The following is a 24,569-nucleotide window of genomic DNA, read 5'->3' as shown; positions in this document are numbered from 1 at the left end:
GGTCTCCAGCTTGCGCCGCCGTTTTCCAGCCTGACGTTTTCTGCACCACACCCGAAACATGGACTCCTCCATTGCCGCCATCCTGACCCTGGATGGCCTGACCAACGGCATCGTCTATGGCTTGATCGCCATTGCCCTGGTGCTGGTCTTCACGGTCACCCGCATCCTCTTCATCCCGCAGGGAGAATTCGTCGCCTATGGCGCGCTCACCCTGGCCATGCTGCAACAAGGCCAGCGCCCCGGTCCGCTGTGGCTGCTGCTGGTGCTGGCCGTGTGCGCGGCCGGCATGCAGGCCGCGCAGCTCTTGCGCGCAGGCCAGGCTGCGCTGTTGCCGCGCACCCTGCTGGGCACGCTGGGCGTGCCGCTGGCCATTGCCGCCCTCGTCTGGTGGGCCGCGCCCCAGCAATTCGCGCTGCCGGTGCAGGTGCTGCTGACCCTGCTGCTCATTACCGCACTCGGACCGCTGATGTACCAGGTGGTCTATGAATCGATGGCCGATGCCAGCGTGCTGCAACTGCTGATCGTCTCGGTCGGCATCCACCTGGCCATGACCGGACTGGGGCTGGTGTTCTTCGGGGCCGAAGGTTTCCGCACCCCGGCCTTCTGGGATGAACGCTGGAATCTGGCCGCGCTCACCCTGAGTGCCCAGACCGTGGTGGTGGTGGTGGCCGCTGCCGCGCTGCTGGTGGCACTGTGGCTGTTCTCCGGGCGCACGCTGTATGGCAAGGCGCTGCGCGCCACGGCGGTCAATCGCCTGGGCGCACGGCTGATGGGAATCTCCACGACGCTGGCGGGCAAATTGTCGTTTGCCGTCGCGGCGTTTATCGGTGCTCTGTCGGGCGTATTGATCGGCCCGATGAGCACCATTTTTTATGACTCGGGTTTCCTGATCGGTTTGAAGGGTTTCGTCGCCGCCACCATCGGTGCGCTGGCGAGCTTCCCCGCCGCCGCAGGGGGCGCGCTGCTGGTGGGCCTGCTGGAGTCCTTCAGCTCCTTCTGGGCCAGTGACTTCAAGGAGGTGATCGTGTTCCTGGCGCTGTTGCCGATTCTGCTGTGGCGCTCGCTGGTCACGCCCGCGCATGACGAGGACGAGGAATGATGATGAACAAACGACTCCCTCTCTATGCGCTGCTGGTCGTGCTGGCGCTGTTCCCGATCCTGCCCACGCCGCAGTTCTGGGTGATCCAGGCCAACTACATCGGCCTGTATGCGCTGGTGGCCATCGGCCTGGTGCTGCTGACCGGCATCGGCGGCATGACCTCGTTCGGGCAGGCGGCCTTCGTCGGCATGGGTGCCTACACCACCTCGTATCTGACCACCGTGCATGCCGTGTCCCCTTGGCTGACGCTGCCGATCGGCCTCTTCATCACGGGGGTCTCGGCCTATGTGCTGGGCCGCATCACGCTGCGCATGTCCGGCCACTACCTGCCGCTGGCCACTATCGCCTGGGGCATCAGCCTGTACTTCCTGTTCGGCAAGGTGGACTTCCTCGGCAAGTATGACGGCATCTCCGGCATCCCCGCGCTGCAACTGGCGGGGTTGGACCTGGCCAAGGAACGCCACCTGTATTACCTGATCTGGGCCATCGTGCTGGCCGCCGCATGGGTCTCGCTGAACCTGCTGGATTCGCGCGCGGGACGCGCCATCCGCGCCCTCAAGGGCGGACGTTCGATGGCCGAGGCCATGGGCGTGGATACGGGGCGCTACAAGATCCTCATCTTCGTCTTTGCCGCGCTGCTGGCCTCGGTGTCGGGATGGCTCTTTGCGCACATGCAACGCACCGTCAATCCCTCGCCCTTCAGCCTGGCGATGGGCATCGAATATCTCTTCATCGTGGTGGTCGGCGGCATTGCCCATATCTGGGGTGCGCTGCTGGGCGCGGGCGTATTGAAACTGCTGTCGGACCAGTTGCAGGTACTGCTGCCGGCACTGCTGGGCGATGGCGGCAGTTATGAAAGCATCGTCTTCGGCCTGATCCTGATCCTGTTGCTGAAATACGCACGCGGCGGCCTGTGGCCCTGGGTACGCGCGCTGTGGCTGCGTGCCTTCCCGGCCGTCCCGGCACCGCTGCGCGTGGCGACCGCCGCGCCGATGGACAAGCGCAACGGTCCGGCGCGTGGTGCACCGCTGCTGGAGGTGGACCAGATCAACAAGCGCTTCGGCGGGCTGGTGGCGGTCAATGACGTGTCCTTCAAGGTCAAGGCAGGTGAGATCGTGGGCCTGATCGGTCCCAATGGCGCGGGCAAATCCACCACCTTCAATCTGGTCACGGGCCTGCTGCATGCCAGCGGCGGACGCGTCAGCTTCAACGGGCGCGACATCGCCGGCCTGCCGGCGCGTGCCATCGCACGGCTGGGCATTGCCCGCACCTTCCAGCACGTGCGCCTGCTGCCGGGCATGACGGTGCTGGAGAACGTGGCCCTGGGTGCGCACATGCGCAGCCGGCAAAGCTTCCTCAGCAATACGGTCAATGCCATGCTGCATCTGGAACGCGCCGAAGAGCAGGCGCTGCTCGATGAAGCCGCGCGCGCCCTGCATCGCGTCGGCCTGCAGCACCTGATGCATGAGCAGGCGGGCAACCTGGCGCTGGGCCAGCAACGCATCCTGGAGATCGCCCGCGCCCTGTGCTGTGATCCGCTGCTGCTGTTGCTCGATGAACCGGCCGCAGGCCTGCGCCATCTGGAAAAGCAGGCGCTCTCCAAGGTGCTGCAGGAGTTGCGCGCCGATGGCATGAGCATCCTGCTGGTGGAACATGACATGGAATTCGTCATGGAACTGACCGACCACATCGTGGTGATGGAATTCGGCACCAAGATTGCCGAAGGCACACCGCAAGAGATCCAGCGGCATCCCGCCGTGATCGAAGCCTACCTGGGTGGAATCGAATGAGTGAACTGGTCCTCGACGTCGCGCAACTGCGCGCAAGCTATGGCAAGGTGCAGGCGCTGCACGACATCAACCTGAAGCTGGAACGCGGCAGCATCGCCACCGTGATCGGCCCCAATGGCGCGGGCAAGTCCACGCTGCTCAACGCCATCATGGGTGTGCTGCCGGCGCAGGGCACGGTGCGTTATCAAGGCAAGCCGGTGGAACGCTGGAGCCTGGAACAACGCGTGATGGCCGGCATCGCCCTGGTGCCGGAGCGGCGCGAACTGTTCTCCACCATGAGCGTGGAAGACAACCTGCTGCTGGGGGGATTTCGCCGTCTGCGCTTGCGCCAGGCACAGCCGCTGGATCAGCTGGCGACCGTCTTCGAGCTGTTCCCGCGCTTGAAGGAACGCCGCGCCCAGCAGGCCGGTACGCTCTCGGGCGGCGAGCGCCAGATGCTGGCCATCGGCCGCGCCATGATGGCCAAGCCGGAACTGCTGATGCTGGATGAACCCAGCCTCGGCCTGGCACCGCGCATCGTCAAGGAAATCCTGCATATCGTTTCCGAACTGCGCACGGCCGGCATCTCGGTGCTGCTGGTGGAACAGAATGCGCGCGCGGCCTTGCAGACGGCCGACTATGGCTACGTGCTGGAACTGGGCAAGGTGACCATGCAGGGCGAGTCCGCGAAACTGGCGGGCGATCCGCAGGTGATCCAGGCCTACCTGGGATTTGGCAAGAAGGCGGAAGCCGAGGTGGTGGCGGCTTCCTGAGGCTTGACGTTTTCTGCACCACGGTATGTCAAAAACACATAGAACGAGGAGACCGACATGAAAAAGATTTTCCTGCTGCTGGCGGCCCTGACGCTGTCCTTCCAGGTGCATGCGGCCAGTGACGCCGACAACACCACGCTGGTGCCGCCGCAACCGAAGCTGGCCTTCCTGGCACGCTTCTCGGTGGATCTGGTGGCGCCGATCTGGGAACTGGGGAAGACTTCCGACCTGGGCCGCCGCCGCATCATCCCCATCACCGGCGGCAGTTTCAAGGGACCGCTCATCAATGGCGAGATCCTCAACAACGGTGCCGACTGGCAGACCGTGACCGCCGATGGCCTGGCCATCATCGATACCCGCTACCTGCTCAAGCTCGATGACGGCGAGCTGGTCTACCTGCAAACCCGTGGCGTGCGCTACGGTCCGCCGGAAGTGATGGCCGAGGTCGCCAAGGGCAAGCCGGTCGATCCTTCGCGCTATACCTTCCGCCTGTTCATGAACTTCGAGACCGCCTCCAAGAAATACGACTGGCTCAACCGCGCCATGGGCGTGGGCTACGCCATGCGCCTGGGCAATGCGGTGGTGTATGACGCCTACCTGCTCAACTGAGATGGACGGAGCCGATGACGATGCACTACACGCCCCCGCTGCGCGACTTCGCCTTTGTCCTCGATGAAGTGCTGCAGGCCCCGCAGGTCTTGCGGGCCTTGCCTGCGCACGCCGAGATCGATGGCGAACTGATGATGCAGGTACTGGAAGAAGCCGGACGCTTCGCCGCTGACGTGGTCGCGCCCTTGAACGGTATCGGCGATCGCGAGGGTTGCCGTCTCGAAAATGGAACGGTCACCACGCCCCCCGGATTCGAGCGCGCCTATGCGCAATTCTGCGCGGGCGGCTGGCCGGCCCTGGCCTGTGCGCCCGAGCATGGCGGCCAGGGCTTGCCGCATGTGCTGGACTGCGCGCTCTATGAAATGCTGAGCGCGGCCAATCATGGCTGGACCATGTATCCCGGCTTGCTGCATGGGGCCTATGCCTGCCTGGCGGCGCACGGCTCGCCTGAGCTGCAGGCGCGCTATCTGGAAAAGATCGCCAGCGGCCAATGGCTGGCCACCATGTGCCTGACGGAAGCGCAGGCCGGCAGCGACCTGGGGCAGTTGCGCACACGCGCCGTGCCGCAGGAGGACGGCAGCTATCGCCTCAGCGGCGACAAGATTTTCATCTCAGGGGGCGAACACGACCTGACGCCCAACATCATTCACCTGGTACTGGCCCGATTGCCGGATGCGCTGCCGGGCAGCAAGGGGCTGTCGCTGTTCCTGGCGCCGCGCGTGCTGGACGATGGCAGCCGCAATGGCGTGCACTGCACCGGCATCGAACACAAGATGGGCATTCATGGCAGCGCCACGTGCAGTCTGCATTTTGAGCAGGCGCAGGCGTGGCTGGTCGGTGAAGCGGGACGCGGACTGGCGGCGATGTTCGTGATGATGAATGCGGCGCGCCTGCATGTGGGCGCGCAGGGGCTGGGGCTGGCTGAAGCGGCCTGGCAGCGCGCCAGCGCTTATGCGCGCGAACGTCGCCAGTCGCGCGCACCGGGCTCATCCGGCAACGACCTGATCGTGCGCCATCCTGCCGTGCAGAAGCTGTTGATGGAACAGCGCTGCCGCATCGAGGGGGCGCGGCTGCTGACTTGCTGGGCCGGGCTCCTGCTGGATCTGGCCGAGCATGATCCGGATGCGGCCCAGCGCCGCCGTCATCATGAACGGCTGGAATTCATCACGCCGGTCATCAAGGCCTTCCTGACCGACCAGGGATTCCAGTGCGCCAGCCGTGCGCTGCAGGTCTTCGGCGGACACGGCTATGTGGTCGAAACCGGCATCGAACAATTCATGCGCGATGCCCGCATCACCATGATCTATGAGGGGACCAACGAAATACAGGCGATCGACTTCCTGATGCGCAAGGTGCTGGGAGATGAAGGGAGGCGGCTGGATGATTTCCTCACGCTGGTGCGTGCGGACATCGAGGAGGGAACCCTGCTTGGCGATCAGGCCCGATTGCTGGCAAATGCTGTGGATAAATTAAAAGGATTCGCCCGGCGCATCGCCACGGCGGCGGTGCAATCACCCTCGCTGCCCTACTACGTGGCCGATGAAATGCTGCGCCTGACCGGCCATGTGGCGCTGGGCTGGATGTGGCTGCGCGCTGGCCGCCTGGCGCTCTCGGCCATGGCCTCGGACGCGGCCTGGTACGGCGGCAAGCGGGATGCCGCGTGCTATCATTTCGCCTTTGTGTTTGCGGAAGTCCACCAGTTTTCCAGCGTGATCGAAGGCTGCCTGGCGACCGGGCTGCCGCCCCTTCCTACCGACCTGGACCACCATGCTGCCCAAGAAGCCGGCTGATTTCGATTCCGACGACGATGCAGCGCCAAGCGCGCCGCTGGACCAGCAACTGCTGCTGAGCCTGGTCGGCTACAACTGCCGCCGTGCCTACATCACCATCATGCCCTTGTTCGAAAAGCGGATGGCGAAGTTCGAATTGCGGCCAGTGGATTTCACGGTGCTGAGCCTGCTGAAGGCCAATCCCAACATCATCCAGAAGCGCCTGTCCAAGGCGATCAACGTCTCCCCGCCCAACCTGGCGACCTTGCTGGACAAGCTGGAGCAGCGCGGCCTGGTAGTACGCCAGCGCAATCCGCAGGATCGCCGTTCACAGGTGCTGGCGCTCACGCCGGCCGGCATGCGCATGTGCACCAAGGCCGAACAGACCGCCATCGAGCTGGAGCTCAAGGCCACCGAGATGCTTTCGGACGGCGAACGCGCTCAGCTCATCGGCTTGTTGCAGAAGATGTTCCTGCCGCAGTAAGCGGCATTTCTGATTCCATTCTCAACGCAGGAACACCAGCTCGGCGTAGCTGGGGTTGGCGTGCGCGCGCTGGTATTGCTTGAGGTCTTCGATGACCTGAGCGCGGGTCAGGCCTTGATGTTGCTGCTGATCGGCAGCGGCGGTGCGCGTTTGCTGCGCCGGAATGCTGATGGTCGAGGCGGGCTCGGCCTTGGCCGGTTCGGCGGCATAGGCTGCCTGTGCCGAGATGGCGGCTACGGCCAGCGTGGCGGCCAAGACGCGTTGGCGTGTGAAGATCTTGTTCATGTTCTGCTCCCTGGAATGCAAGCGGATGCTGCACGATGCGTATCGCTTATGGATGCTTCATTCCCATGCAGACATTCTATTGTTTCCATTCCGATGGAAAAACCGGTGATCCGGCAATGCTCTGTTGCGGCCGCTGAAAGAATGCTTTCAGGCATCTTGCCGATTTGCCAGCACTGGTATGACAAATGATGAGTTGCACGGCTTTTACCCGCCTCCATCGGGCTTTCCCCGCGACCAGCCACCCTCAGAATTGGTAAATCTTATAAATAATTTTCAGGGAACAGGCATGAAAATCGGTACCCGTCTTGGTGGCTCCTTCCTGCTGGTCACGTTGCTGGCTTGCTTACTCATTACGGCGTCTCTGCTCACGCTGACCCGGATCGGCCAGCACTGGGGTGATTTTTCCGGCACGGTGCTGACCAAGCAGGACTACGCCACCCAGGGCTACATCAAGCTGGGCGACGGCGTACAGAACTTCAAGAACTACGTGGTGCGCGGCAAGGACTATGACAAGCACTTCCTGGCGGATATGGATGCCATTGCCCGCCTCATGAGCGACTACCGCAAGCTGGGCGTGGACAACCCCAAGGAAGAAGAGCTGCTGCAGAAGATCAGCACGGGCGAACGCAATTACCGTGAAGCCGTGGCCAAGGCGCAGGGGATGAAGGCGGCCGGGGCCTCGGTCAACGAGATCGATGCGTCCATCAGTGGTGCAGACAAGGTTCTGGGAGCAGGTTTCGCGGGCCTGCTGGCGATTGCGCGCGAGAACGCCAATTGCACTGGCCAGGAAATCTCCGGCGCCATCCGCAACGGCGAAGTGGTCGAGTTGGGCGTAGGCGCGGTGGTGGTGGTGCTGGCCGCGCTGCTGGCGCTGCTCGCCACCCGCTCGATTACGCGCCCCATCGGCGAAGCGGTGACCATCGCCAAGACGGTGGCGGCAGGCGACCTGGGCAGCCGCATCGAGGTCACGCGCAAGGATGAGACCGGCGAGCTGCTGCAGGCCTTGAAGGACATGAACAGCAGCCTGCAGCGCGTGGTCGGCGGCGTGCGCACCGGCAGCGATACCATCGTGACGGCCTCGACCCAGATCGCCGGCGGCAACCTCGACCTGTCGGCGCGCACGGAACAACAGGCCAGTTCGCTGGAAGAGACGGCGGCAGCGATGGAACAGATCACCTCCACCGTGCGCCGTAATGCCGATCATGCGCGCCAGGCCAATGCGATGGCGGGTTCGGTGTCGGAAGTCGCTTCGCGCAGCGGGCTGGTGGTATCGGACGTGGTGAGCACCATGGAAGAGATCCAGGCTTCTGCTCGCGAGATTGCGGACATCATCAGCGTGATCGACGGCATCGCCTTCCAGACCAATATCCTCGCGCTCAATGCGGCGGTGGAAGCGGCGCGTGCCGGCGAGCAGGGGCGCGGCTTTGCGGTGGTAGCGTCGGAAGTGCGCAGCCTGGCCCAGCGTTCGGCGACGGCGGCCAAGGAGATCAAGGATCTGATCGGCAACTCGGTGGAGAAGGTGGAAGCGGGCAGCCAGCTGGTCAGGAATGCCGGCGCGACCATCGAGGAACTGGTGGTGAGCGTGCGCAGCGTAACGCAGATCATGAGCGAGATCTCGGCCGCCAGCGGCGAACAGGAAGCCGGCATCGAACAGGTCAACCAGGCCATTGCACAGATGGATACGGTGACGCAGCAGAATGCGGCGCTGGTGGAAGAAGCCGCGGCGGCCACCGAGGCGCTCAAGGAACAGGCGCGCAGGCTGGCGGAGTCGGTGAGTGTGTTCCGGTTGGGGGTGGGGAGGATGGCTTGAAGGGGGAAAGATGCATCGTGCAACTATCGGTGGTAACCTGGCACGGGTTCGCTTTCAGGCGCTTGAAGGCAATCAATCCGACCTCCGCGCTGCTCAATCCATGATGCTGTGCCACATCGCGCCCAGCTCCTCATACTTCTTCATGACGTGGCGCTGGGCGGCGTCATAGATACGCTGTGCCTCGTCGGCTTCGCGCTTGATCTCGGCCATGGTTTTCTTTTTCAATGCGCTGGCCTGGTCTCTTGCCGCCTCGGCAGCAGCCTGCAATTTCTTCCTCGCCGCTTCAGCCTGTTCCTGAATCTCCCGCTTGGCAGCTTGCGCCTTGTCCTCAACTTCGCGTTTGGCGCGCACGGCCGCATCCTCGACGGCATGGTAACCGCTGACGATGCGATCGCGGGCGCGATCATAGGTACGCACCGTGTAATCCTTGATGTCACGCGCGTCTTCAGCCATATCCGCAGCACGTTCTCCCATCTTGCGCTCGACCAGTTCCCCGATCTTGCGCGTGGCTGAGTCGCCCTCGCCCTGCAGAAATACCTGACGGAAGCGGGCATAGCCACCGGTGATGAAAATCGGTTCGTGCTTGCCCGCCACCCGGAAGCCGGCGCGGGAATCATGGATATAGTCATCGAAGAGCGTTACCGACGCGGCCGGCGGCACCGGGCCTGCGCACATGATGTCGTAGAATTTTTTCTCTTCCGCAGTCAGGCGCTCCTTGGCCGCATCCGTCAGGACGCCCGCCAGCGGCGAAACACGGCGCACATACTTCCGGGCCATCTGCCCCATGCGCTGATCCAGATCCAGATTGCCACGCTCACGCCAGTCACGGATCATTTTCCCGAGTTCGACATCGGCCTCCAGCAGATCCTTCTTGTCGGAGGTCCCGGCATCCCGATAGAAGCGCTTGCTCAACAGCAAGCCGCCCTTCCCCTCATGCAGAGATCCTCTCCACCGAAGATACTGACGGGTATGGGCCTGCGTAAATTCGCGAATGCTGCCGGCCTTGATGCCGTTACCTGCCAGCCAGTCGTTGTAGGCCTTGACCAAACGCGCGTCAGTGGCAAAACCCTTGGCGCTGGCAGGATCTTTGGCCAGCTCGGCCAAGGTCAGGAGCGGTACGCCGCCCTTGAGCGCGGCAAAGTGCATGTCAATAAGGGGAATCTGCGAAAGCTGTGGTGACAAGCCCCAATCAGGCATGGATTTGCCCTGCTCTCCCGGCAGATAGCCGCCACCCACGTCAGAGTGCATGCCGGGATAGCCGACATTCTTCCACCCTGTGGAGGACTCCAGCGGAAAACTGGCGCGTTGTTCGTGCAGCGCCACGAAATGCGCGCACTCTTCAACCGCAGGCAGAATGGATTGCGTATTGTGCGCCCAGGCCATGTGGCCGAAGGTGATCGGCGTTACATCTCCGATGCCGACCGAGGCGACCGTATCGAAGATACCGAGGAAACCGATGCGAATTGGCACACCGGCGATTTCGAAGGCGCCGCCGGAAGGCGTGAAGAGTTCGTGCAGCCAATGCGTGAACGCACGAGCCTCAGCCGCTCCTCGGGAAAAGCCGAATACCGAAACGTTGATCTGCACGATCTTGCGCTGGCTGGATTTGACCGCGGCCGCCAGCTTGTCGATGATCTGCTTGTAGATGTCGGCGCGGCGCATCTGCTCCGGTGCGTTCAGCAGATAGCCGGGGATATTCCACTGTCCGACTTTCATGTCCGCCGTCGCTGCATAGGCGTTGCCACCCGCCAGCATGGAAGAACTCATGAAGTTGACGAGTTCGCGTCGTTGCCCGTTACCGCTGAAGAGACCGCTTCCTGTCAGATAGTTGTGGATTGCATCAAGCAGATAAGTGACGCCCCAATTGATACGGTCAGCGCCCATGAAGCCAAATGCGTTCCCGCCGATATCCGTTCCCAACTTGCTGGCATCGCCGATCTCTGCAAACGGGGTTCCGACGCCTTGCATGTAGATCTTGTAAAAGCCGTTGCTGGTATCACCGATGTAAGCGTCATAGAGGCGCGCGACATTGCTGTGCTTGTTGCGCTCTCGCTGCGTCTTGGTCTGCTTGTCTTCGACCCACTTGTCGTTATTGCCGGTGCCATCGAAGAACAAACCGACGAATACCTGTCCCTTGCACGCGGTGCTACCTGGCGCACGCAAACAGGCCAGTGCCTTGGCACGCTGCGAAGCCTCCCTGGCGGAGAATTTGCGTTTGCCATCCGATGGCACGGCCTTTCCTGTGTACAGCATGCTCATGATCAGTTTCCTTGGACTAGCTGGTCGCGGGCTTCATTTGGGCCTCTTCGCCCTTGAGGGGATAGTCGGGATGCCATGGGGCCAAATTCGTCACGAAGACCTTGACCTGCCCGCTCCGAAGAAAATGCACCGCAAAGTGACCGGCATTCTCCGGTGTGTATTGCGGGACCGGCACAGTCCAGGACGGCTCCTGCTTTTCTCCGGCACTGTTGTAAGTGCGGACATGGATGGTCGCCATGAGACCCGGCTTCCAGTCATGCGGCACACTGATGCAGCAAACTGCACCGCCACCTGATCCGGCAGCAATATAACCGCCACCAGAACGCATCCCGGGGATGACGGTGACATCAAAGTCTTCAATTCCGTGAGCGGTATGGTTGTAGGCCTGCATATCCATCGCCTCTGTGCGTTCCGGCGGCTCTCCGCATCCATTGAGAAGAAGCAGCAGAGCAAGGAACATGGGGCGTACAAAAGAGCCCAGGGGCATTCTGAAAAGATATTTCATTTAAATTATTTATCAATATCCAAGTAATTCACGGCTCATGCAAAAGACGTTCGCAGTCAATCTTCATCGAGCCCGCGCATCCGCAGCGTTCTCCCACAACGGCTGCCCGCTATCGTACACACGTTGCGGAAGCCCGATGAGAGCATCGCTGAATGCATCCGACGAAGCCGGCGGATGCGCCATCACCTGCTTGAACTCGGGCTGTTCGAGACCCTTGCCCGAGGTGTACAAGGCCAGCAGCACGTAGGCGGTCTGGCGATCGATATCCTTCAGGCCTGCAGAAACCGCACGCTTCTGGTATTGCGCGACGAAGCGTTCCAGTTTTTTCGGTTCCACCAATGCCGTTTCATCGGGAATGACGAACTTAAGATGGGCCACCAGGGCCTTCAGATCGTCATTCGTCTGGGCATGCGCGCGCGGGCAGGACATGGCGAGCAGGAACACCATTCCCAGTACCAGTGCCCACTGCGGAAAAACAATCCGCTTCTGCCAGTGCTCATGCGACATGCTCATTCTCCCAAAGAGGTGGCCCCGCTTCCCAGACTTCCTCAGGCATGGCCTGCAAGGCATCGAAATAGCCTGTCAGGGAAGCAGGCGGATTCTGCATCAAAGCCTTCACGGCCGGATGCTCAACGCCAGCGCCGCTGGTGTAGAGCGCCAGCAATACGTACTGCGTCTGCCGATCGATATCATCCAGGCCAGCTTCGCGCGCACGCTGCTGATAGGCGGCGACGAATTCCACCAGCGTGCGCGGCGGCAATGCATTCGTCTCATCAGGGATCACGAAACGCAAATGCGTGAGCAGGGCATCGAGATCTCCGGCATCCACCAGCAGACCGAACTGACGGTCATCCAGCGTCACCAGCGGTGCGTCCAACGGCAAAGCCCGGCTGGGCGGCTGCACCTGCTCGCTCTGATAGAGCGTCCGGGCTTCGCCGAAACGGTCCACGAAAGCCAGGCTGAGCATGCCGCCGGTAAAGAGCGCCAGTTGATCCTTGGTCAACGCCTGCATCCAGATCGGCAGGATACGCGTGTCATACCAGCGCATCATCATGGCCTGTCCATCGCTCAGGCCCGCGTGATGGAAGTTGCGCAGATGCGCTGCAAAGTCATGCAGGCCAAGCGTACTTTCATACCAGCTCAGGCAGGGTGCGGCAAAGCCCAGCTGCGAAACCCAGCGCACAAGCACAAGCGCGCGCTGCTCATCCAGTCCGGAGAGGGGAAGCAGCAGAGGCGCAATCTCAGGCAGGGCTTCTTCGCGCTTGCCCTCGAACAGCGAGGCATAAGGGATGTGCATGGACTGCAGCTTGAGATGACTCGCCTCGGCCTGCGCCGTATCGAGCAGAAGGAAGGCATGGCGACCGCGTTCACGACATGCCTGCGCCCAATGCAACAGCGCCAGCGGATCATCAGGCATATCACTCATGGCATCAGTCCCTAGTTCGGGACAACAAGCGCATTGCCCTGCAACCGCCGTACCGCTGCGGCATTCATGTCGTCGCTCTTCCTGGTCTCCTCTTCCTTCTTGGCATCGGTCTTGCCGAAGGTATCGATGGCGCGCGTCTGGAAATACAAGGTGGCAGAGAGAACATGGTCGTGCCAGCTGGTGAGCATGGTGTCATGGACCAGCAGATCGAACAGGGCCATCACTTTGTCCGGTAGCGGGTTCTTGCCATTGGTGGCATTGATCCAGGCATCGGCCAGCGTGAGCTCGCCGGGCGACATCAACGGACGTGCCGGCTTGTAGGTCGGTTTCTGGCCCGATGTGTCCATGAACACGGCCGGATGCTCGTCAACGTACTTCTGCCATATCATCTTGCGCTTGGGTTCGTCATCCTGCTGCTTCTGATAGCGGGCCCGCTGCGCAATGACCTCCTGCGCTTCCTTGTCCAGACGCTCCCAGACGCTGACAAAGGGGCGATGCACTTCCAGGACGGTGTTAGGCATGTTGCGGGTTTCATCATCCTGCGCCGCGAACAACTCGGCCATCGCCCGGCCATAGCCTTCGCGGTCGGTCGATGCGGTGCGGCGCGCCTCTGCGAACGCCTTCTCCGCACGCTCACGCCGCTGGCGCCGTTGATCCTGGGCGTCACGCACGGCGTCTGCATGGGTGGTCACGGATTCGCGGAATTCCTTGGACTGGTAGCGTACCGCCAGCCAGGAGATGAAGACGCTCATGTGCTTGAGAAAATCCAGGCCTGGCGCGCGCGGGACGACGGCGCGATAGGCGTTGACCAGTTCCATCATGCGGTAGCTGGATTGGTCGTCGACGATGGGGGCCGCCAGGGAGAATTTTTGAAATGTCTCAGTCTTGTAAATTGCAAGATCCTCCATGCGGTCCATCATGACGCCCGAAATCAGAGCCTCATGGAGCATGTCCCGGAGAGGAACTCGTTGCAATTCCCCACGGAAGTTGAGCGTTCCATCCGGGGAACCACCTGTGACGTCTTCGCTGGTACCCGGATAAAGATATTGTTCTCCGCGAGTTTTTTCCAAGCTGTCGAGGCGTTGATAGAAACGTAGTTCATGAGCCGCCGCGAAATGTACGCAACGCTGTACGGCCGGCGGTATTGCCAAAGCACGATCGCCGTAGTTTTGCTTGATCACACCGACCAGCGGCAGAAAACCGATGAGTTTGTTTTCCTCCATGATCGAAGCGACACTATCCAGCAACCCGACGAACTTGATTTCGATGAGGCTACCGTCGATGGCCAAGTCCTGCTCATTGGCGCGCTTGTAGATGCGAGCGAGTTCATTGACGAATGCTCGCGCGATGACACATCCCCGGTCGGCACCAAACACACTGACCTGCATACGTTGAATCTTGGGGATCTTGCCCTTGGCATCCGCGTAGGCGGCCTTGAACTGGTCCAAGGCCGCACTGAGCCTCACGTCAACGCCGGTTCCGAAGAGACTGGCACTGGCGGCACTATCGCGGACCATGGGAATGGAATCGGCCACCACATCGGCCATCAATACCTTGGCAGCAGACCAACTTGCTTTCAAGGGATTTTTCTTGAGGTCATACAGGAAACCTCGCAACGAAGCCTTGCCACGCATGACCCAACGATCACCGCTGGCCATGGTCAGCATGCGCCGCGCATTACCGGGCAAGGCCTTGGTTTCCTTGATCACGTCCTTGTAAGCCTTGACCACAGGACGGAAAGACATCTCAGTCAACGAGTTCTTCAATACCTTGCCGCCCAGCTTCATCGGATCCGCAACACCAGTTACTGTCTTTACGGACTTTTCCACACGATCGTAGCCTGCAATCTTGCTCGCCGCAGACAGGGCGGCGCCACCGGCGTTCTTCGCAATCTTGGTAGCGGCGCGGACGAGATCACGATTAGCTGCATCCTTGTTCAGAGGCGTCCCTAATCCTGAGTAATAGAAGCTATACCAGAACTGATTGTCTGGCCGACGAACATCTTCGTTATCTCTGTGCGCTTCCCACAGACGGCAGATATTTGAATAACGGGATGTCTGTGGATCATCCATATCTCGATTTCTGCCGAAGCCGTCAAAAAAGAATCCGACGTGTATATCAGCTTGGCAGGCAAGTTTCTCTGCCTCTTTCTGCTTGGCCCTCGCACCTGCCATTTTTATAGCAAGGTCCGGCGGGGAACGGTCTTCCAGACTTGGTTTCGAAGCATCTCTTTCTCCGGTAGTGCGAGTCATGGGTACTGCTCCTTGCCACTGACAGAAAAAGTCTTAATTTGATTTACAACGGCCTCTGGAAGCCTATTCATCTCTCTACCGAAATCACCCGGTTTTCCCTGTGTGTCTTTTAGAATCTCCTGCACCTGCGGAAATCGGTCAAAGTCGGGGTTAACCAATAAATAGAACTTAACAAACTGCACCAAATCCTCGGAGTCCGTAAGACGATATTTTTTCCATGCTTCACTGGCAATCCGTGCCGTCCGCCTGAATAATTCGGCTTCATTCAGTTTTCCGGCCGGATCAATTTTTTTCCCATACTGTTGCAGAAGCGTTCGATGAACGGTTCGGTAACTGATCCGAGATACTCCCAAATCACTCCTGAATTCAGGCTCGACATGCGCATCCGGGTAAAAATGTAATCCTAATATTCTGGTGCCTGCGTTTCCTTCCAACTTAGTCGGAGGAAGATGGATATTTTCCTTAAAACTAATATATTGAATTGGCTTGTAAAGATCCTTGGAGGCGACATCTGCGTCATACATCTTCCACTCAACGCTAAATTCCGTGCCTTGCAATTGATAGCAACAGCTAAGTCTGCCCGCACCAGAACCCGGCATCAAATCTCCGCCGCCGCTGGCCTGATTTCCATACTTGTCGGTAATAACAAATCTGGATAGGTTATAGGACGTGTAATTGAAGGCCTCAAGACTCAAGCCGCTATAGGTGGGTTCGGAGGAAAGGCCATCACACCCTACCAACGCCACCACCATAGCAACCGCACTGAACAGGGCGCTGCCAATTTTTTTCATCCCATCTCCTGTTATCTCAATTTCGTGCTCACGCTCTTCAGCGGGAACCTTCATGATCAATCCGGCCTGCAATTTCCGCTAGGGGATCTGGCGTATCTCGGCAATAGCCGAGGCAGGCAATTGTTTCATCTCCGTCGCAAAAGCGCCTGGCTTTCCCTGTGTTTCTTGCAAGATCTTCTTCACCTGCGGATGTTCATCAAAGTTCTTGTTTACCAGCAGAGTGAAATACACATACTGCTCCAGGTCTGCGTCATCTATCAGGCGATACTTGATCCAGCCCTGTCCTGCGATACGGGCCGTGCGCCTGAAAACTTCAAAGAGGTTCATCTGACCATCGGGATTCATCTGATCGCCGTATTTCGTCACCAAGCGTTGGTCAATTGCGCCAAAGTTGAATCGAGATCCGCCGAGGTCATTCCTGAATTCAGGCTCGATATGACCGTCCGGATAGAAATGTAAACCCAGAATCCTGGCACCTGATCCTCCTCTGATATTGGTCGGAGAAATATGTACCTTTGCAGTCGACTTGATCATCTTGATCGGCGCATAAATATCACGTGAAGCGATATCAGCGTCATACGCATCCCATTCCACTTCGAACTCCGTCCCCTTTAATTCATGGCAGCAGGACAAGCTCCCTTCTCCCGAACCAGGTGGCAAATCTCCACCACCTGAACCTTTGTTTCCATATTTATCCTTGATCACAAAGCGGTCCAGGTTATAGGGCGTGTAATTGAACGCCTCAAGACTCAAGCCACTATAGGTCGGTTCGGAAGAGAGTCGATCACATCCCGCCAGCACTACCAGCAGCGCACCAACAGCAATTTTGATTACCACTACGTTCATGCAGCCGCATCCTGTCCGCCAACAAGCTCTTCCTTCTCCCACAGGGGAAGATCACCCGCATAGATCTCATCGGGAAGCGCCTGAATCGTCGCAGCGAAGGCCTTGAACCCGGCAGGCGGAGCTTGCAGCAAGGAGGCGAAGGCAGGGTGCAGCCAGGCAGCACCCGAGGTGTACAAGGCTGGCAAGAGACATTGAAGCTGACACTCGGTATCGTCTATCCCCGCAGCACAGAGCTGGTCGACATGGGCCTGCAAGAACGCAGCCAATCGTCCGCGCGCCACACGCGCGAGCTCCGGGGCAATCAGCAACTGCAGACGATTGATCAGGATATCGACCTGGGAGGCATGCATCAGCTGCAAAAATTGCCGGTCATCGAGTTGCACCAATGATCTGCCCAATGGAGGTTCGGACAGGGGCGCAATACGCTCTGCCTGGCGGCCCTGGAAAAATGTCTGCACACGCGCCGTTCGGTCCAGGCAAGACAGGCTGAGCAGCGGTGCGCAGAACTGCGCATGTTGCTGCGGCGTCAGGCAGCCCAGCCATTGCGGAAGAATGCGGGTATCGTACCAACGCAACAGCATGGTTTGTCCCTCACTCAGATCCACCGTATGGAACAGCCGCAGATGGGCTGCCAGCGCATCAAGCGGCAAGGGTGATGCCATCCAGGACAGGCAAGGATGCTCAAGCCCCATCGACCAGAGCCATTCACACAGAGGCTGCAAGCTGCCGCCCTGGGCACTCTCCAGATCGATCAGCAAGGGGGCGATCTCGGGAAGGACGGCTTCCTGTCGTCCTTCGAACAATGAGGCAAAACGCTGGCCCTGCAAGGGCCGCTGTCGGAACGCGCCTTCCACCGGTGCGCTGTCGAGCAGAGCAAAGCGATGAAGCCGAGCCTGCGCAGGCGCTCTGCACCAGTCCAGCAGAGGCTGACCAGGGTTATCGGTCATACCAGTATTCCCGGCGCACCCTGCTTCATCGCGGCCAGAATGCAGTCCTTGCAAACGCTATTGGGCATGGCCGGCATCGGTACCTCCTGCCGCACCGGCCCCTGGAACAGCTTCTGCGCAGCATGAATGGTGAGCTTGCCCGGACACTGCACGGTAATATTGCCGCCCTCGATAGTAATGTTGGCGCCACCCGCCGTAGACAGGGTAATCTTCTTCGCCGCCGCCCAATCCACGCTGGCATTGGCACTCACCACGCTCACCTGATCACGCGCCTGTAGCGCCAGCGTATCGGCTTGCGCTTGTACATCGATATTCTGTTGCGCGGCGATCATCTGCAAACCCGTTCCACCCTCGCCCGCTGCAACGGCCCCGGCCAGTACACCCAAGGCCTGTCCGCTGCGCAGGCGCAACTGGTTGCCGCTCACGTGCTGGCTATCGTGGCCGGACATCAGGCTCACCGTCTCGCCATTGGCCAGTTGCAGATGCTGGCCCGCGACCACGCCCAGGCCTTCCTTGGCGGCGATGCCGATCAGGGCCGAGGTGCTCTGCGGGACCTTCCCGTCACCCGTCTGCGTGTTGGCGGCCGCCACGTCCTCGCCGCTCTTCTCGGCTGCGCCATCGACCATGCCGGATGCTGCCGTGCGCATGGCGTCAAGGGGGGCGGCACTGTCGTTGATTAGGCTGGCATTGGCCTGCGCCGGGCCGACATGGCTGGCCATGGCGACGGTCTTGTGGGTCACCGCCGCCTGGTTGAAGGTCTTGCCCAACAGCGTGGCCTGCTTCAGCAGGGCCATGCCGCCGGTATTGTCGCCCGCCGGATCGCGGCTGGCCGCAGCATGTTCGATCCGGTAGCTGGAAAACAGGATGCCGCTGCCCGCACGTAGTGCGCCATACGCATCGGTGCGCAGTTCGGCCCCCGTACCACGGAAGCTGCCGCGATAATTGTCCGCCGCATGGATCAGGTGACCGAGATTGAGTTCGGAGGCCGCCTGCGAGGTCTTGAGCTGGATGCGGCCCTGGGCATCGGTATCGTCGAACAGCAACTGGTTGTAGCCGGCCCCGCCAAATTCCTTGGAACGGATGCCCCATTGCGCAGCGGCATTGCGATGGCCTTCGCCATCCTGACTGCCGCCGTGCCAGGTCGGCGCATTGCCGCCGGCCAGATTGCCCTGGCCACTGGGAGAAAGATCACTGGCACTGGTGAAGACCTTGTTGCGCTCCTGCTCGCCACCCTGCGCGGCTTCGCCTGCGGGCGTGGGTGCGGCAGAACCTTCACCCTGGCCGTTGTAGAGCGCGCCCAGAATGACCGGCCGATCGATGTCGTCTTCCAGAAACTGCACCAGTACCTCCTGTCCGATACGCGGCAGGAACTGCATGCCATTGCCGCCACCGGCCGAGCGCTGCGCCACGCGCACCCAGCAGGTCGCGGCGGCATCGTTGTTGCGGCCCTGCCAGTGGAAACGGATGCGGACCCGGCCCAGGCGGTCGCAATGGATTTCATCGGCACCGTTGGCGGTGCTCTCGCCGTTGGGTCCGACCACGATGGCACTCTGGCTGCCTCGCGCGGTGGCACCCGCGTGACGATACAGGCCGGTGCCATCCGCCAGCACCGGACGCCACACCACATCGGCACGGATCGCCTCGAAGGCATTGGCATAGCCGAGCTTGCGGGCCTGTGCGATCACGGCATCGAGATCGGCACGCTCACTCACGGCCACTGAATCAGGCTGGAAACTGCCCTGGACGGTTTGTTGCAGGGACTGGCATGCCGCCAGGCATTCTTCCAGCAGCGGCGGCAGCGGGCCGAACAATTCGGCCAGCCCTTCCTGTGCATCCTTGGGTAAATTATTTACGCCTGCACTCACCACCGACAATACGGCGTATTCAGGCGCTTTGCCGGCCGCTGCAGACAAGCCCAGCGGCCCCTGCGTCAGCGTGAAGCGGGTGCCGGGACGCAGCGTGCGCACCGTGCTGCGGGCCTGCCACAATTTGTTGCGGGCCTCGCTGGCTTCCAGGTGCAACTGGGCGTAGCGATCCGCTTCTGCGGCATTGCGATAGGCATACAGACCAGGGCTGTCATAGCTCTCCAGGCGCGGCGCATCCTGGTGGCCGAACGCCTGGCGGGTCGGCATGCTGGTGGCGACCGCCTGCTTGCTCTTGTCATCGTAGGAGAGCAAGGTGAAGGACGCCGGGTGCAAGGCGCGGCGCGCGGCCAGTGCCTGGATGCTGTCCTGCTCCTCGCGTGCGCCGCCGGCGTGGAAACGGATACCCTGCCCGCCAAGGCCGGCGGCACTGCTGGCGTCTTCAGGGAAAGCGGTATTGCGGGACGAATCCGCAAACAGCACCAGACGATGGCCGGCGCTGGCCTCGCCGGATTCCTCGACACGCCACGACAAACCCTCGGCCGCCAGCACGCGGCTCACGAAGTCGAGATCGCTCTCACGGTACTGCACCGTGTAGCTGCGCGGCGGCAGGTCCTGCAGGAAGGGCATCACGTCGTCCGACCAATGCCAGTCGGCATGCGGGGTATAAGCAGCGAAGACATCCTCGATGATCTCGACAACACTCTTGTCCTGCCACACGCGGCTGTTGCGTGATTGGCTGAGAAGCCAGATCCACGGCACCAGCCGCAGCCGGTAACGGGCAAACCCGCCCTCACTGCCGAGCTTGGCGGCTTCGTTCACCAACCCCGAGAAACTGGCGCTGGAGCCATCCGAGAGGCTCACCTGCAAGCTGGCGCGCTGACCGATCAGGGTGTTGAGCGACAGTCCGGCATTCAGGCTCAGGACGATCACCTCGCGTACCCCGACGGCGTGCAAGCCTTCCGAGGCGGCGAAGGCCTCCACCAGCAGGTCGCCGGCAGCGACGCCCTCTCCCAGGGAGAGGCGGTAGAGACGGGTCGCGCTGGTGAATTGCACCAGCTGGTTCAGCAGCTCAGACATCGGTCACCGGTTGGTCAGAATAAGGAACACGTTTCAGATCAGGAGGGGCCACACTGCGCAACGCAAGCCGAGCCCGGTTCAGTTATCGGCCTGCGGCACCTTGCAAGCGGGATCGCTATCCCAACGCCCCGAACAGATGCGCCAGCGGCAGAATTCACCTTCCACGAAGCCCAGTGCATGGCAGCGCTGCAGCAGCGAGGCGGTGCTTTCGCCATTTTTGCGCTCCACCACGTCGACGTTGCGGGCTTCCTTGGACTTGGTGTTGTTGGCGTGCGCCTGGGCGGACTTCTGCGGACTGCCATCTGCACTGGTGCCATTGCCAGCGTTGGCGGCAGTGCCGCCATTGTTGCTGCCATTGGCGTTGCGCTTCTTCTCGACCTCGCCGGAGCGGGCGACCAGCGCCTTGATCAGATCGACATCACTGTCGTTGCGGTTCTCTGCCTTGGCCGGCTTCTTCTTTTTGTCCTCGTGCTGGGCGGCCGGCTTGGCGGGCTTGTCGGATTTCTCGGGCTTGGCTTCCAGCGCGTTCTTCAGCGTCGCCGGCGGTGGCTTGACGCCATCCTCCAGGGCCGAAGTCAACTGGTCCGGTCCACGCGCTGCGGTTGCGGGAGATGACGCCGCATCGGGCGCGGGGGCGTTGGTGTCATTGATGACCGCGGTATCGGCAGGTGCCGCGGCCGGTGCGGCGGCGGCACCGGTGGCGGGCTCCGCAACGGCACCCGGTGCCGGGGTGGTGGTCGGCGCGGCAGAAGCCAGAGGTGGCACCGGCGGTGCCGCCGCAGCCTGCACGGGGGTGCTCGCGGCGTCATGGCTGTTCATGCGCAGGGCCGCCAGTGTGACGCCACCTGCCAGCAGCAACAGCAGCAGCACGATCAACAGCACACGGCGCGGCTTGCGCGCTTCCCCGCTGCTGCTGCTGCGGGCTTTGGTCTTTCCATCCGAAATCGAATTGAGGATGCGAACTTCATCCGCAGACGAAGTGTCGGATGCAGGCATCAAGCTCGGTCTTCTGGATGCAGGTTTCTCTTGGTTCGGAGGCTGCAAGGCCGTACTCCTGTGTTGTGCAACTTGAAACAAGTTGTTTGATTTTTATTAATTTTCCGTTTCCTGCCAGTCGCTCTCGGTCTCGCTGACGCGCCGGCTCAATTCCAGAAACGTGTCGGCGTCCGCACCGCAGTGCCACCCAGCGCCGGCCAGAATAAAAAGGGGATTCGTCGTGCTGTTCCTTCTCATCGCCGCCTATCTGCTGGTCACCGGCTTCGCCATGTGGCTGCTGCTGTTTCCATCCGGCAGAGTGCTGACATTACGCTTCCTGCACGCCCGGCTTGCCGGCCTGCGATCCCGCTGGGAACGCTGGAACAGAAGAGGCGATGAGGTGATTGCAGGGACCACATCCAGCGTCCGGAGTTCCCTGACAGCGAGTGTCGACTACGTGCGCAATAATTACGTAATTGTGTCAACGATTGCTGTCTTGCTGATTGGTCCAGCCATCGTTGCATTTCTATTAAGCGGCAAATCGATGCTGCAGGGTTTTGACGACACCCAGCGCGTAACCAATTCTCAAATCGCGGAACTTTTAAAAGGTGAGCAACTCGTACCACCGCCGCCCTTGCCGCCGGACATGTTTACCACTGCTGAGGTGATCCAGGTCCGTCCGATGCTGGTCAACGCCAGCCGCAACTGGCAACTGCTCAATCCTGAATACGCCCAACGCCTGCTCCTGGTCTTCAAGATCATGAAGGAAAAGCATGGTTACGAGATGGCGCTCATCGAGGGTTATCGCAGTCCGGAGCGCCAGACCATGCTGGCGGGGATGGGCAGCAACGTCACCAATGCAGCCGCGTTCCAGAGTTATCACCAGTACGGCCTGGCCGGCGACTGCGCCTTTGTGCGCAATGGCAAGCTGGTGATCAGCGAAAAGGATCCATGGGCCATGGAAGGCTATCGCCTCTATGGCGAGGTCGCCGAGTCGGTGGGTCTGACCTGGGGCGGCCGCTGGAAGCTGATGGATTTCGGCCACACCGAATACCGCATGCCGGGCGTGATGAAGAAATAGAGCTGGACGCGGCCCTGTACGTCGCCGTCCGACGAAAGACAGATCGTAGAAATACAAGGGGATACACCATGAGCAAGCCGATCATCGTCCTTGGAGACAAGACCTCGCACGGTGGCAGCGTCATCGAAGGTTCCGGCCAGACCCTGGTCGGCAACAAGCTGGTGGCGCGCATCGGCGACAAGGTCAGTTGTCCCCGCCATGGCACCACCACCATCGTCAGCGGCGATCCCACCATGGTGGTGGACGGCGCACCGGTGGCGCGCGACGGCGACAAGACCGCGTGCGGCGCAGTGCTCATTGCCGGCCAGGCCACCACGACACTCTGAGCGACACCACCCATCACGACAGGGGCAGGGCTTACTACAACAAAAAGAATCCGGAAAGCGAACGCTGATGAGCACATGGATAAAGCGGGGTCTGTTGACCGTCGCAGTCTTCTTGGTCACCTGGGTGATGTTCATCACCTATTGGTCCGGTGCCAACCACATGCCGGATGGCGGTGACGTCATTCTCTATCTGCTGGTGCTGCCGGCCGTCTTCCTGTTGCTGGTATGGAGCATTGCCAAGGGCAGAAGCGCCATGGCCGCAGCCGCTGCTGCCAAGGCCGCCGCTGCAGCCGCCGCACCGCCCCCGGCAGCAGCCGTGACCGAACCCGGCCATTCCCCCGAACGCAAATGGACCCTGGCCATCGTGGCCACCGCCCTGCGCTCGCCCTTCGGCGCGGATGCCGCCGACCTGCTCGAACAGATCAAGTCGCAATCGGTGCGCCTGCCCCTGGATGGCGAATTGGTGAACGATCAGGGCATGCCCATACTCGCCGGGCGCATTTCCGATGTTCAAGGTGAAGAAACACGCGAAATCTACCAGGCCTGGCAGCAGCAGCATTTCCCCGAGCAGGCGCTGACACCACAGGACAATGCACACTGGCGCAGCCTGGCGCTGGCCGCAGACATCGCCCGGGAGCTGGGCGATCGGCTGCAGTGGCATCCCCTGCTGGAAGAATATCAAGACGCGCCGCGCCATCGCCAGGAGGAAGTCGGCTTGCCGCATCTGCATCTGCTGGTGCTGCTGCCCCCCACCTGGAGCGGCGAGCAGCGCATGCAGGCCGCCCGCTGGCTGGGTGAACAAGTTTGCCAGCAAGGCTGGCCACCGGAAAAGCTCAACGTCCTCCCGGCCGCCGCCGGCGAAAATGCGCATCCCCTGCTGCACCTGGACCGGCTGGTGGCGACCAGCCGCGATCCGCGTACGCAACAGTCCTCCCCTTACCTCGCCTCGTCCTACCTCGCCATGGTCATTGCGGCCCAGTCCAATCTGGATCCGGAGATCGTGCAAGCGTGGCAGCAGGACAAGCAATTGCTGCAAGGCGCACAGAGCATCGGCAAATCCCCGGCAGAAGCTGCAGCCGGGCTGATCCTGGCCGATACCACCCAGGCACTGGCCATGGGTACTGCCGATCCGGTGCTGCTGCACCGGGCCAGCCTGGGCCGTCACGAACAGTCCGTCGACCAGGCACGCCGCGTACCGGGCGATCTGCTGATCCAGCTGGCGCAGGGCGCGCTGCGCGATGCGGCGATCGTGCCCGATCAACTCGCGCTGCTGGTCAGCGATGGCGATTACCGAGCCAGCCGCACCGATGAAATCATGAAGCTGGGCTACGCCGTGCTGCCCGAACTCGACCTCGGCAGCCAGTGCGTGAAGCTGGGTGCCAGCTGCGGTTCGGCTGGCCTGGCCACGGCGCTGTCGGCACTGGTGCTGGCGCACGCCGCCACCGACGACAGCGATCAGCCCAGCCTGTGCGTCTGCAACGAGGACGCCCATCAGCGTGCCGTAGTCGCCCTCAGCCGCGCGCCCGCGATTGCGGCGGCGCCGGCCCCCGTTTCCGATTCAGCTGCATCCACCGCAACCCCGGCATCCCCCGTCACTGCTTCAGCGACCGTATAACAAGAA

The 24,569-nt window shown here is 61.4% G+C and carries 21 protein-coding genes; 10 read left to right on the top strand and 11 right to left on the bottom strand.

The features are described from left to right. Positions 1–58 precede the first annotated feature (58 nt). The 6 genes from JOD78_RS25450 to JOD78_RS25425 are packed head-to-tail and all read left to right on the top strand — an operon-like array spanning position 59 to position 6,503. Complete coding sequence (locus tag JOD78_RS25450; RefSeq protein WP_034334616.1) at positions 59–1,099, top strand: branched-chain amino acid ABC transporter permease; 1,041 nt, start codon at positions 59–61, stop codon at positions 1,097–1,099. Next, positions 1,096–2,889 (top strand): branched-chain amino acid ABC transporter ATP-binding protein/permease, encoded by a 1,794-nt coding sequence (locus tag JOD78_RS25445; protein WP_134134491.1) that lies wholly within the window; start codon positions 1,096–1,098, stop codon positions 2,887–2,889. The genes JOD78_RS25450 and JOD78_RS25445 overlap by 4 nt, the downstream gene beginning before the upstream one ends. After that, positions 2,886–3,641, top strand: coding sequence for an ABC transporter ATP-binding protein (locus tag JOD78_RS25440; protein WP_121045751.1), 756 nt, complete (start codon positions 2,886–2,888; stop codon positions 3,639–3,641). The genes JOD78_RS25445 and JOD78_RS25440 overlap by 4 nt, the downstream gene beginning before the upstream one ends. A gap of 57 nt (positions 3,642–3,698) precedes the next feature. Next, positions 3,699–4,250 (top strand): DUF3237 domain-containing protein, encoded by a 552-nt coding sequence (locus JOD78_RS25435; protein ID WP_121045750.1) that lies wholly within the window; start codon positions 3,699–3,701, stop codon positions 4,248–4,250. A 14-nt stretch (positions 4,251–4,264) separates the two neighbouring features. Beyond that, positions 4,265–6,040 (top strand): acyl-CoA dehydrogenase family protein, encoded by a 1,776-nt coding sequence (locus JOD78_RS25430; protein WP_209569267.1) that lies wholly within the window; start codon positions 4,265–4,267, stop codon positions 6,038–6,040. Next, positions 6,018–6,503, top strand: coding sequence for a MarR family transcriptional regulator (locus JOD78_RS25425; protein ID WP_209569269.1), 486 nt, complete (start codon positions 6,018–6,020; stop codon positions 6,501–6,503). Before JOD78_RS25430 ends, JOD78_RS25425 begins: the two co-directional genes overlap by 23 nt. A 21-nt stretch (positions 6,504–6,524) precedes the next feature. Here JOD78_RS25425 and JOD78_RS25420 read toward each other — a convergent pair whose 3' ends face one another. Beyond that, entirely contained in the window at positions 6,525–6,788 is a 264-nt protein-coding gene (locus tag JOD78_RS25420; RefSeq protein ID WP_204727124.1) for a DUF4148 domain-containing protein, read from the bottom strand. Between the two features lie 286 nt (positions 6,789–7,074). Between JOD78_RS25420 and JOD78_RS28275 the strand changes: the two genes are divergently transcribed. Further along, positions 7,075–8,598: a methyl-accepting chemotaxis protein gene (locus JOD78_RS28275; RefSeq protein ID WP_209569271.1), complete on the top strand. Its 1,524-nt coding sequence runs from the start codon at positions 7,075–7,077 to the stop codon at positions 8,596–8,598. A 93-nt stretch (positions 8,599–8,691) separates the two neighbouring features. Here JOD78_RS28275 and JOD78_RS25410 read toward each other — a convergent pair whose 3' ends face one another. From JOD78_RS25410 to JOD78_RS25365, 10 genes are all read right to left on the bottom strand, one after another. Next, positions 8,692–10,857 carry a DUF2235 domain-containing protein gene (locus JOD78_RS25410; protein ID WP_209569273.1) on the bottom strand — a complete coding sequence of 722 codons (2,166 nt, stop codon included), beginning with the start codon at positions 10,855–10,857 and terminating at the stop codon, positions 8,692–8,694. A 16-nt stretch (positions 10,858–10,873) separates the two neighbouring features. Next, positions 10,874–11,362 (bottom strand): DUF3304 domain-containing protein, encoded by a 489-nt coding sequence (locus JOD78_RS25405; RefSeq protein ID WP_121045745.1) that lies wholly within the window; start codon positions 11,360–11,362, stop codon positions 10,874–10,876. Between the two features lie 63 nt (positions 11,363–11,425). Further along, positions 11,426–11,869, bottom strand: a complete 444-nt coding sequence (locus JOD78_RS25400) for a hypothetical protein (RefSeq protein WP_121045850.1) — start codon at positions 11,867–11,869, stop codon at positions 11,426–11,428. Beyond that, complete coding sequence (locus JOD78_RS25395) at positions 11,859–12,788, bottom strand: DUF4123 domain-containing protein (protein ID WP_209569275.1); 930 nt, start codon at positions 12,786–12,788, stop codon at positions 11,859–11,861. The genes JOD78_RS25400 and JOD78_RS25395 overlap by 11 nt, the downstream gene beginning before the upstream one ends. Before the next feature lie 11 nt (positions 12,789–12,799). Next, positions 12,800–15,040, bottom strand: a complete 2,241-nt coding sequence (locus tag JOD78_RS25390) for a DUF2235 domain-containing protein (RefSeq protein WP_245202293.1) — start codon at positions 15,038–15,040, stop codon at positions 12,800–12,802. After that, positions 15,037–15,885: a hypothetical protein gene (locus JOD78_RS25385; protein WP_310163282.1), complete on the bottom strand. Its 849-nt coding sequence runs from the start codon at positions 15,883–15,885 to the stop codon at positions 15,037–15,039. The genes JOD78_RS25390 and JOD78_RS25385 overlap by 4 nt, the downstream gene beginning before the upstream one ends. A gap of 24 nt (positions 15,886–15,909) precedes the next feature. After that, a complete protein-coding gene (locus JOD78_RS25380; protein WP_209569277.1) occupies positions 15,910–16,677 on the bottom strand; it encodes a hypothetical protein in 768 nt (255 codons plus the stop codon). Beyond that, positions 16,674–17,624 carry a DUF4123 domain-containing protein gene (locus JOD78_RS25375; RefSeq protein WP_121045741.1) on the bottom strand — a complete coding sequence of 317 codons (951 nt, stop codon included), beginning with the start codon at positions 17,622–17,624 and terminating at the stop codon, positions 16,674–16,676. The genes JOD78_RS25380 and JOD78_RS25375 overlap by 4 nt, the downstream gene beginning before the upstream one ends. Beyond that, complete coding sequence (locus JOD78_RS25370; protein ID WP_121045740.1) at positions 17,621–20,566, bottom strand: type VI secretion system Vgr family protein; 2,946 nt, start codon at positions 20,564–20,566, stop codon at positions 17,621–17,623. The genes JOD78_RS25375 and JOD78_RS25370 overlap by 4 nt, the downstream gene beginning before the upstream one ends. Before the next feature lie 78 nt (positions 20,567–20,644). Beyond that, positions 20,645–21,562: a hypothetical protein gene (locus JOD78_RS25365; protein WP_209569278.1), complete on the bottom strand. Its 918-nt coding sequence runs from the start codon at positions 21,560–21,562 to the stop codon at positions 20,645–20,647. A gap of 220 nt (positions 21,563–21,782) precedes the next feature. Here JOD78_RS25365 and JOD78_RS25360 point away from each other — a divergent pair, with 220 nt between their 5' ends. From JOD78_RS25360 to JOD78_RS25350, 3 genes are all read left to right on the top strand, one after another. Next, a complete protein-coding gene (locus JOD78_RS25360; protein WP_134223440.1) occupies positions 21,783–22,622 on the top strand; it encodes a M15 family metallopeptidase in 840 nt (279 codons plus the stop codon). A gap of 68 nt (positions 22,623–22,690) precedes the next feature. After that, the gene (locus JOD78_RS25355) at positions 22,691–22,948 is read left to right on the top strand and encodes a PAAR domain-containing protein (protein WP_034334647.1); all 258 of its coding nucleotides are present in this window, start codon (positions 22,691–22,693) and stop codon (positions 22,946–22,948) included. A 67-nt stretch (positions 22,949–23,015) separates the two neighbouring features. Further along, entirely contained in the window at positions 23,016–24,563 is a 1,548-nt protein-coding gene (locus JOD78_RS25350; protein WP_209569279.1) for a hypothetical protein, read from the top strand. The last annotated feature ends 6 nt before the right edge of the window (positions 24,564–24,569 follow it).

Source organism: Herbaspirillum sp. 1130, from assembly GCF_017833835.1.
Taxonomy (GTDB): Bacteria; Pseudomonadota; Gammaproteobacteria; order Burkholderiales; family Burkholderiaceae_D; genus Herbaspirillum; species Herbaspirillum huttiense.
The sequence above is the reverse complement of the archived record's forward strand: the minus strand, read 5'-3'. Positions and strand labels throughout refer to the sequence as shown.

What these genes read in the sequence shown, in the direction of transcription:
- JOD78_RS25405 (WP_121045745.1), bottom strand. Translation starts at nt 11,362, where the DNA reads ATGAAATATCTTTTCAGAATGCCCCTGGGCTCTTTTGTACGCCCCATG.
- JOD78_RS25400 (WP_121045850.1), bottom strand. Translation starts at nt 11,869, where the DNA reads ATGTCGCATGAGCACTGGCAGAAGCGGATTGTTTTTCCGCAGTGGGCA.
- JOD78_RS25390 (WP_245202293.1), bottom strand. Translation starts at nt 15,040, where the DNA reads ATGACTCGCACTACCGGAGAAAGAGATGCTTCGAAACCAAGTCTGGAA.
- JOD78_RS25385 (WP_310163282.1), bottom strand. Translation starts at nt 15,885, where the DNA reads ATGAAGGTTCCCGCTGAAGAGCGTGAGCACGAAATTGAGATAACAGGA.
- JOD78_RS25450 (WP_034334616.1), top strand. Translation starts at nt 59, where the DNA reads ATGGACTCCTCCATTGCCGCCATCCTGACCCTGGATGGCCTGACCAAC.
- JOD78_RS25425 (WP_209569269.1), top strand. Translation starts at nt 6,018, where the DNA reads ATGCTGCCCAAGAAGCCGGCTGATTTCGATTCCGACGACGATGCAGCG.
- JOD78_RS25395 (WP_209569275.1), bottom strand. Translation starts at nt 12,788, where the DNA reads ATGAGTGATATGCCTGATGATCCGCTGGCGCTGTTGCATTGGGCGCAG.
- JOD78_RS25435 (WP_121045750.1), top strand. Translation starts at nt 3,699, where the DNA reads ATGAAAAAGATTTTCCTGCTGCTGGCGGCCCTGACGCTGTCCTTCCAG.
- JOD78_RS25440 (WP_121045751.1), top strand. Translation starts at nt 2,886, where the DNA reads ATGAGTGAACTGGTCCTCGACGTCGCGCAACTGCGCGCAAGCTATGGC.
- JOD78_RS25430 (WP_209569267.1), top strand. Translation starts at nt 4,265, where the DNA reads ATGACGATGCACTACACGCCCCCGCTGCGCGACTTCGCCTTTGTCCTC.
- JOD78_RS25410 (WP_209569273.1), bottom strand. Translation starts at nt 10,857, where the DNA reads ATGAGCATGCTGTACACAGGAAAGGCCGTGCCATCGGATGGCAAACGC.
- JOD78_RS25350 (WP_209569279.1), top strand. Translation starts at nt 23,016, where the DNA reads ATGAGCACATGGATAAAGCGGGGTCTGTTGACCGTCGCAGTCTTCTTG.
- JOD78_RS25375 (WP_121045741.1), bottom strand. Translation starts at nt 17,624, where the DNA reads ATGACCGATAACCCTGGTCAGCCTCTGCTGGACTGGTGCAGAGCGCCT.
- JOD78_RS25370 (WP_121045740.1), bottom strand. Translation starts at nt 20,566, where the DNA reads ATGTCTGAGCTGCTGAACCAGCTGGTGCAATTCACCAGCGCGACCCGT.
- JOD78_RS28275 (WP_209569271.1), top strand. Translation starts at nt 7,075, where the DNA reads ATGAAAATCGGTACCCGTCTTGGTGGCTCCTTCCTGCTGGTCACGTTG.
- JOD78_RS25445 (WP_134134491.1), top strand. Translation starts at nt 1,096, where the DNA reads ATGATGATGAACAAACGACTCCCTCTCTATGCGCTGCTGGTCGTGCTG.
- JOD78_RS25380 (WP_209569277.1), bottom strand. Translation starts at nt 16,677, where the DNA reads ATGAACGTAGTGGTAATCAAAATTGCTGTTGGTGCGCTGCTGGTAGTG.
- JOD78_RS25365 (WP_209569278.1), bottom strand. Translation starts at nt 21,562, where the DNA reads ATGCCTGCATCCGACACTTCGTCTGCGGATGAAGTTCGCATCCTCAAT.
- JOD78_RS25355 (WP_034334647.1), top strand. Translation starts at nt 22,691, where the DNA reads ATGAGCAAGCCGATCATCGTCCTTGGAGACAAGACCTCGCACGGTGGC.
- JOD78_RS25420 (WP_204727124.1), bottom strand. Translation starts at nt 6,788, where the DNA reads ATGAACAAGATCTTCACACGCCAACGCGTCTTGGCCGCCACGCTGGCC.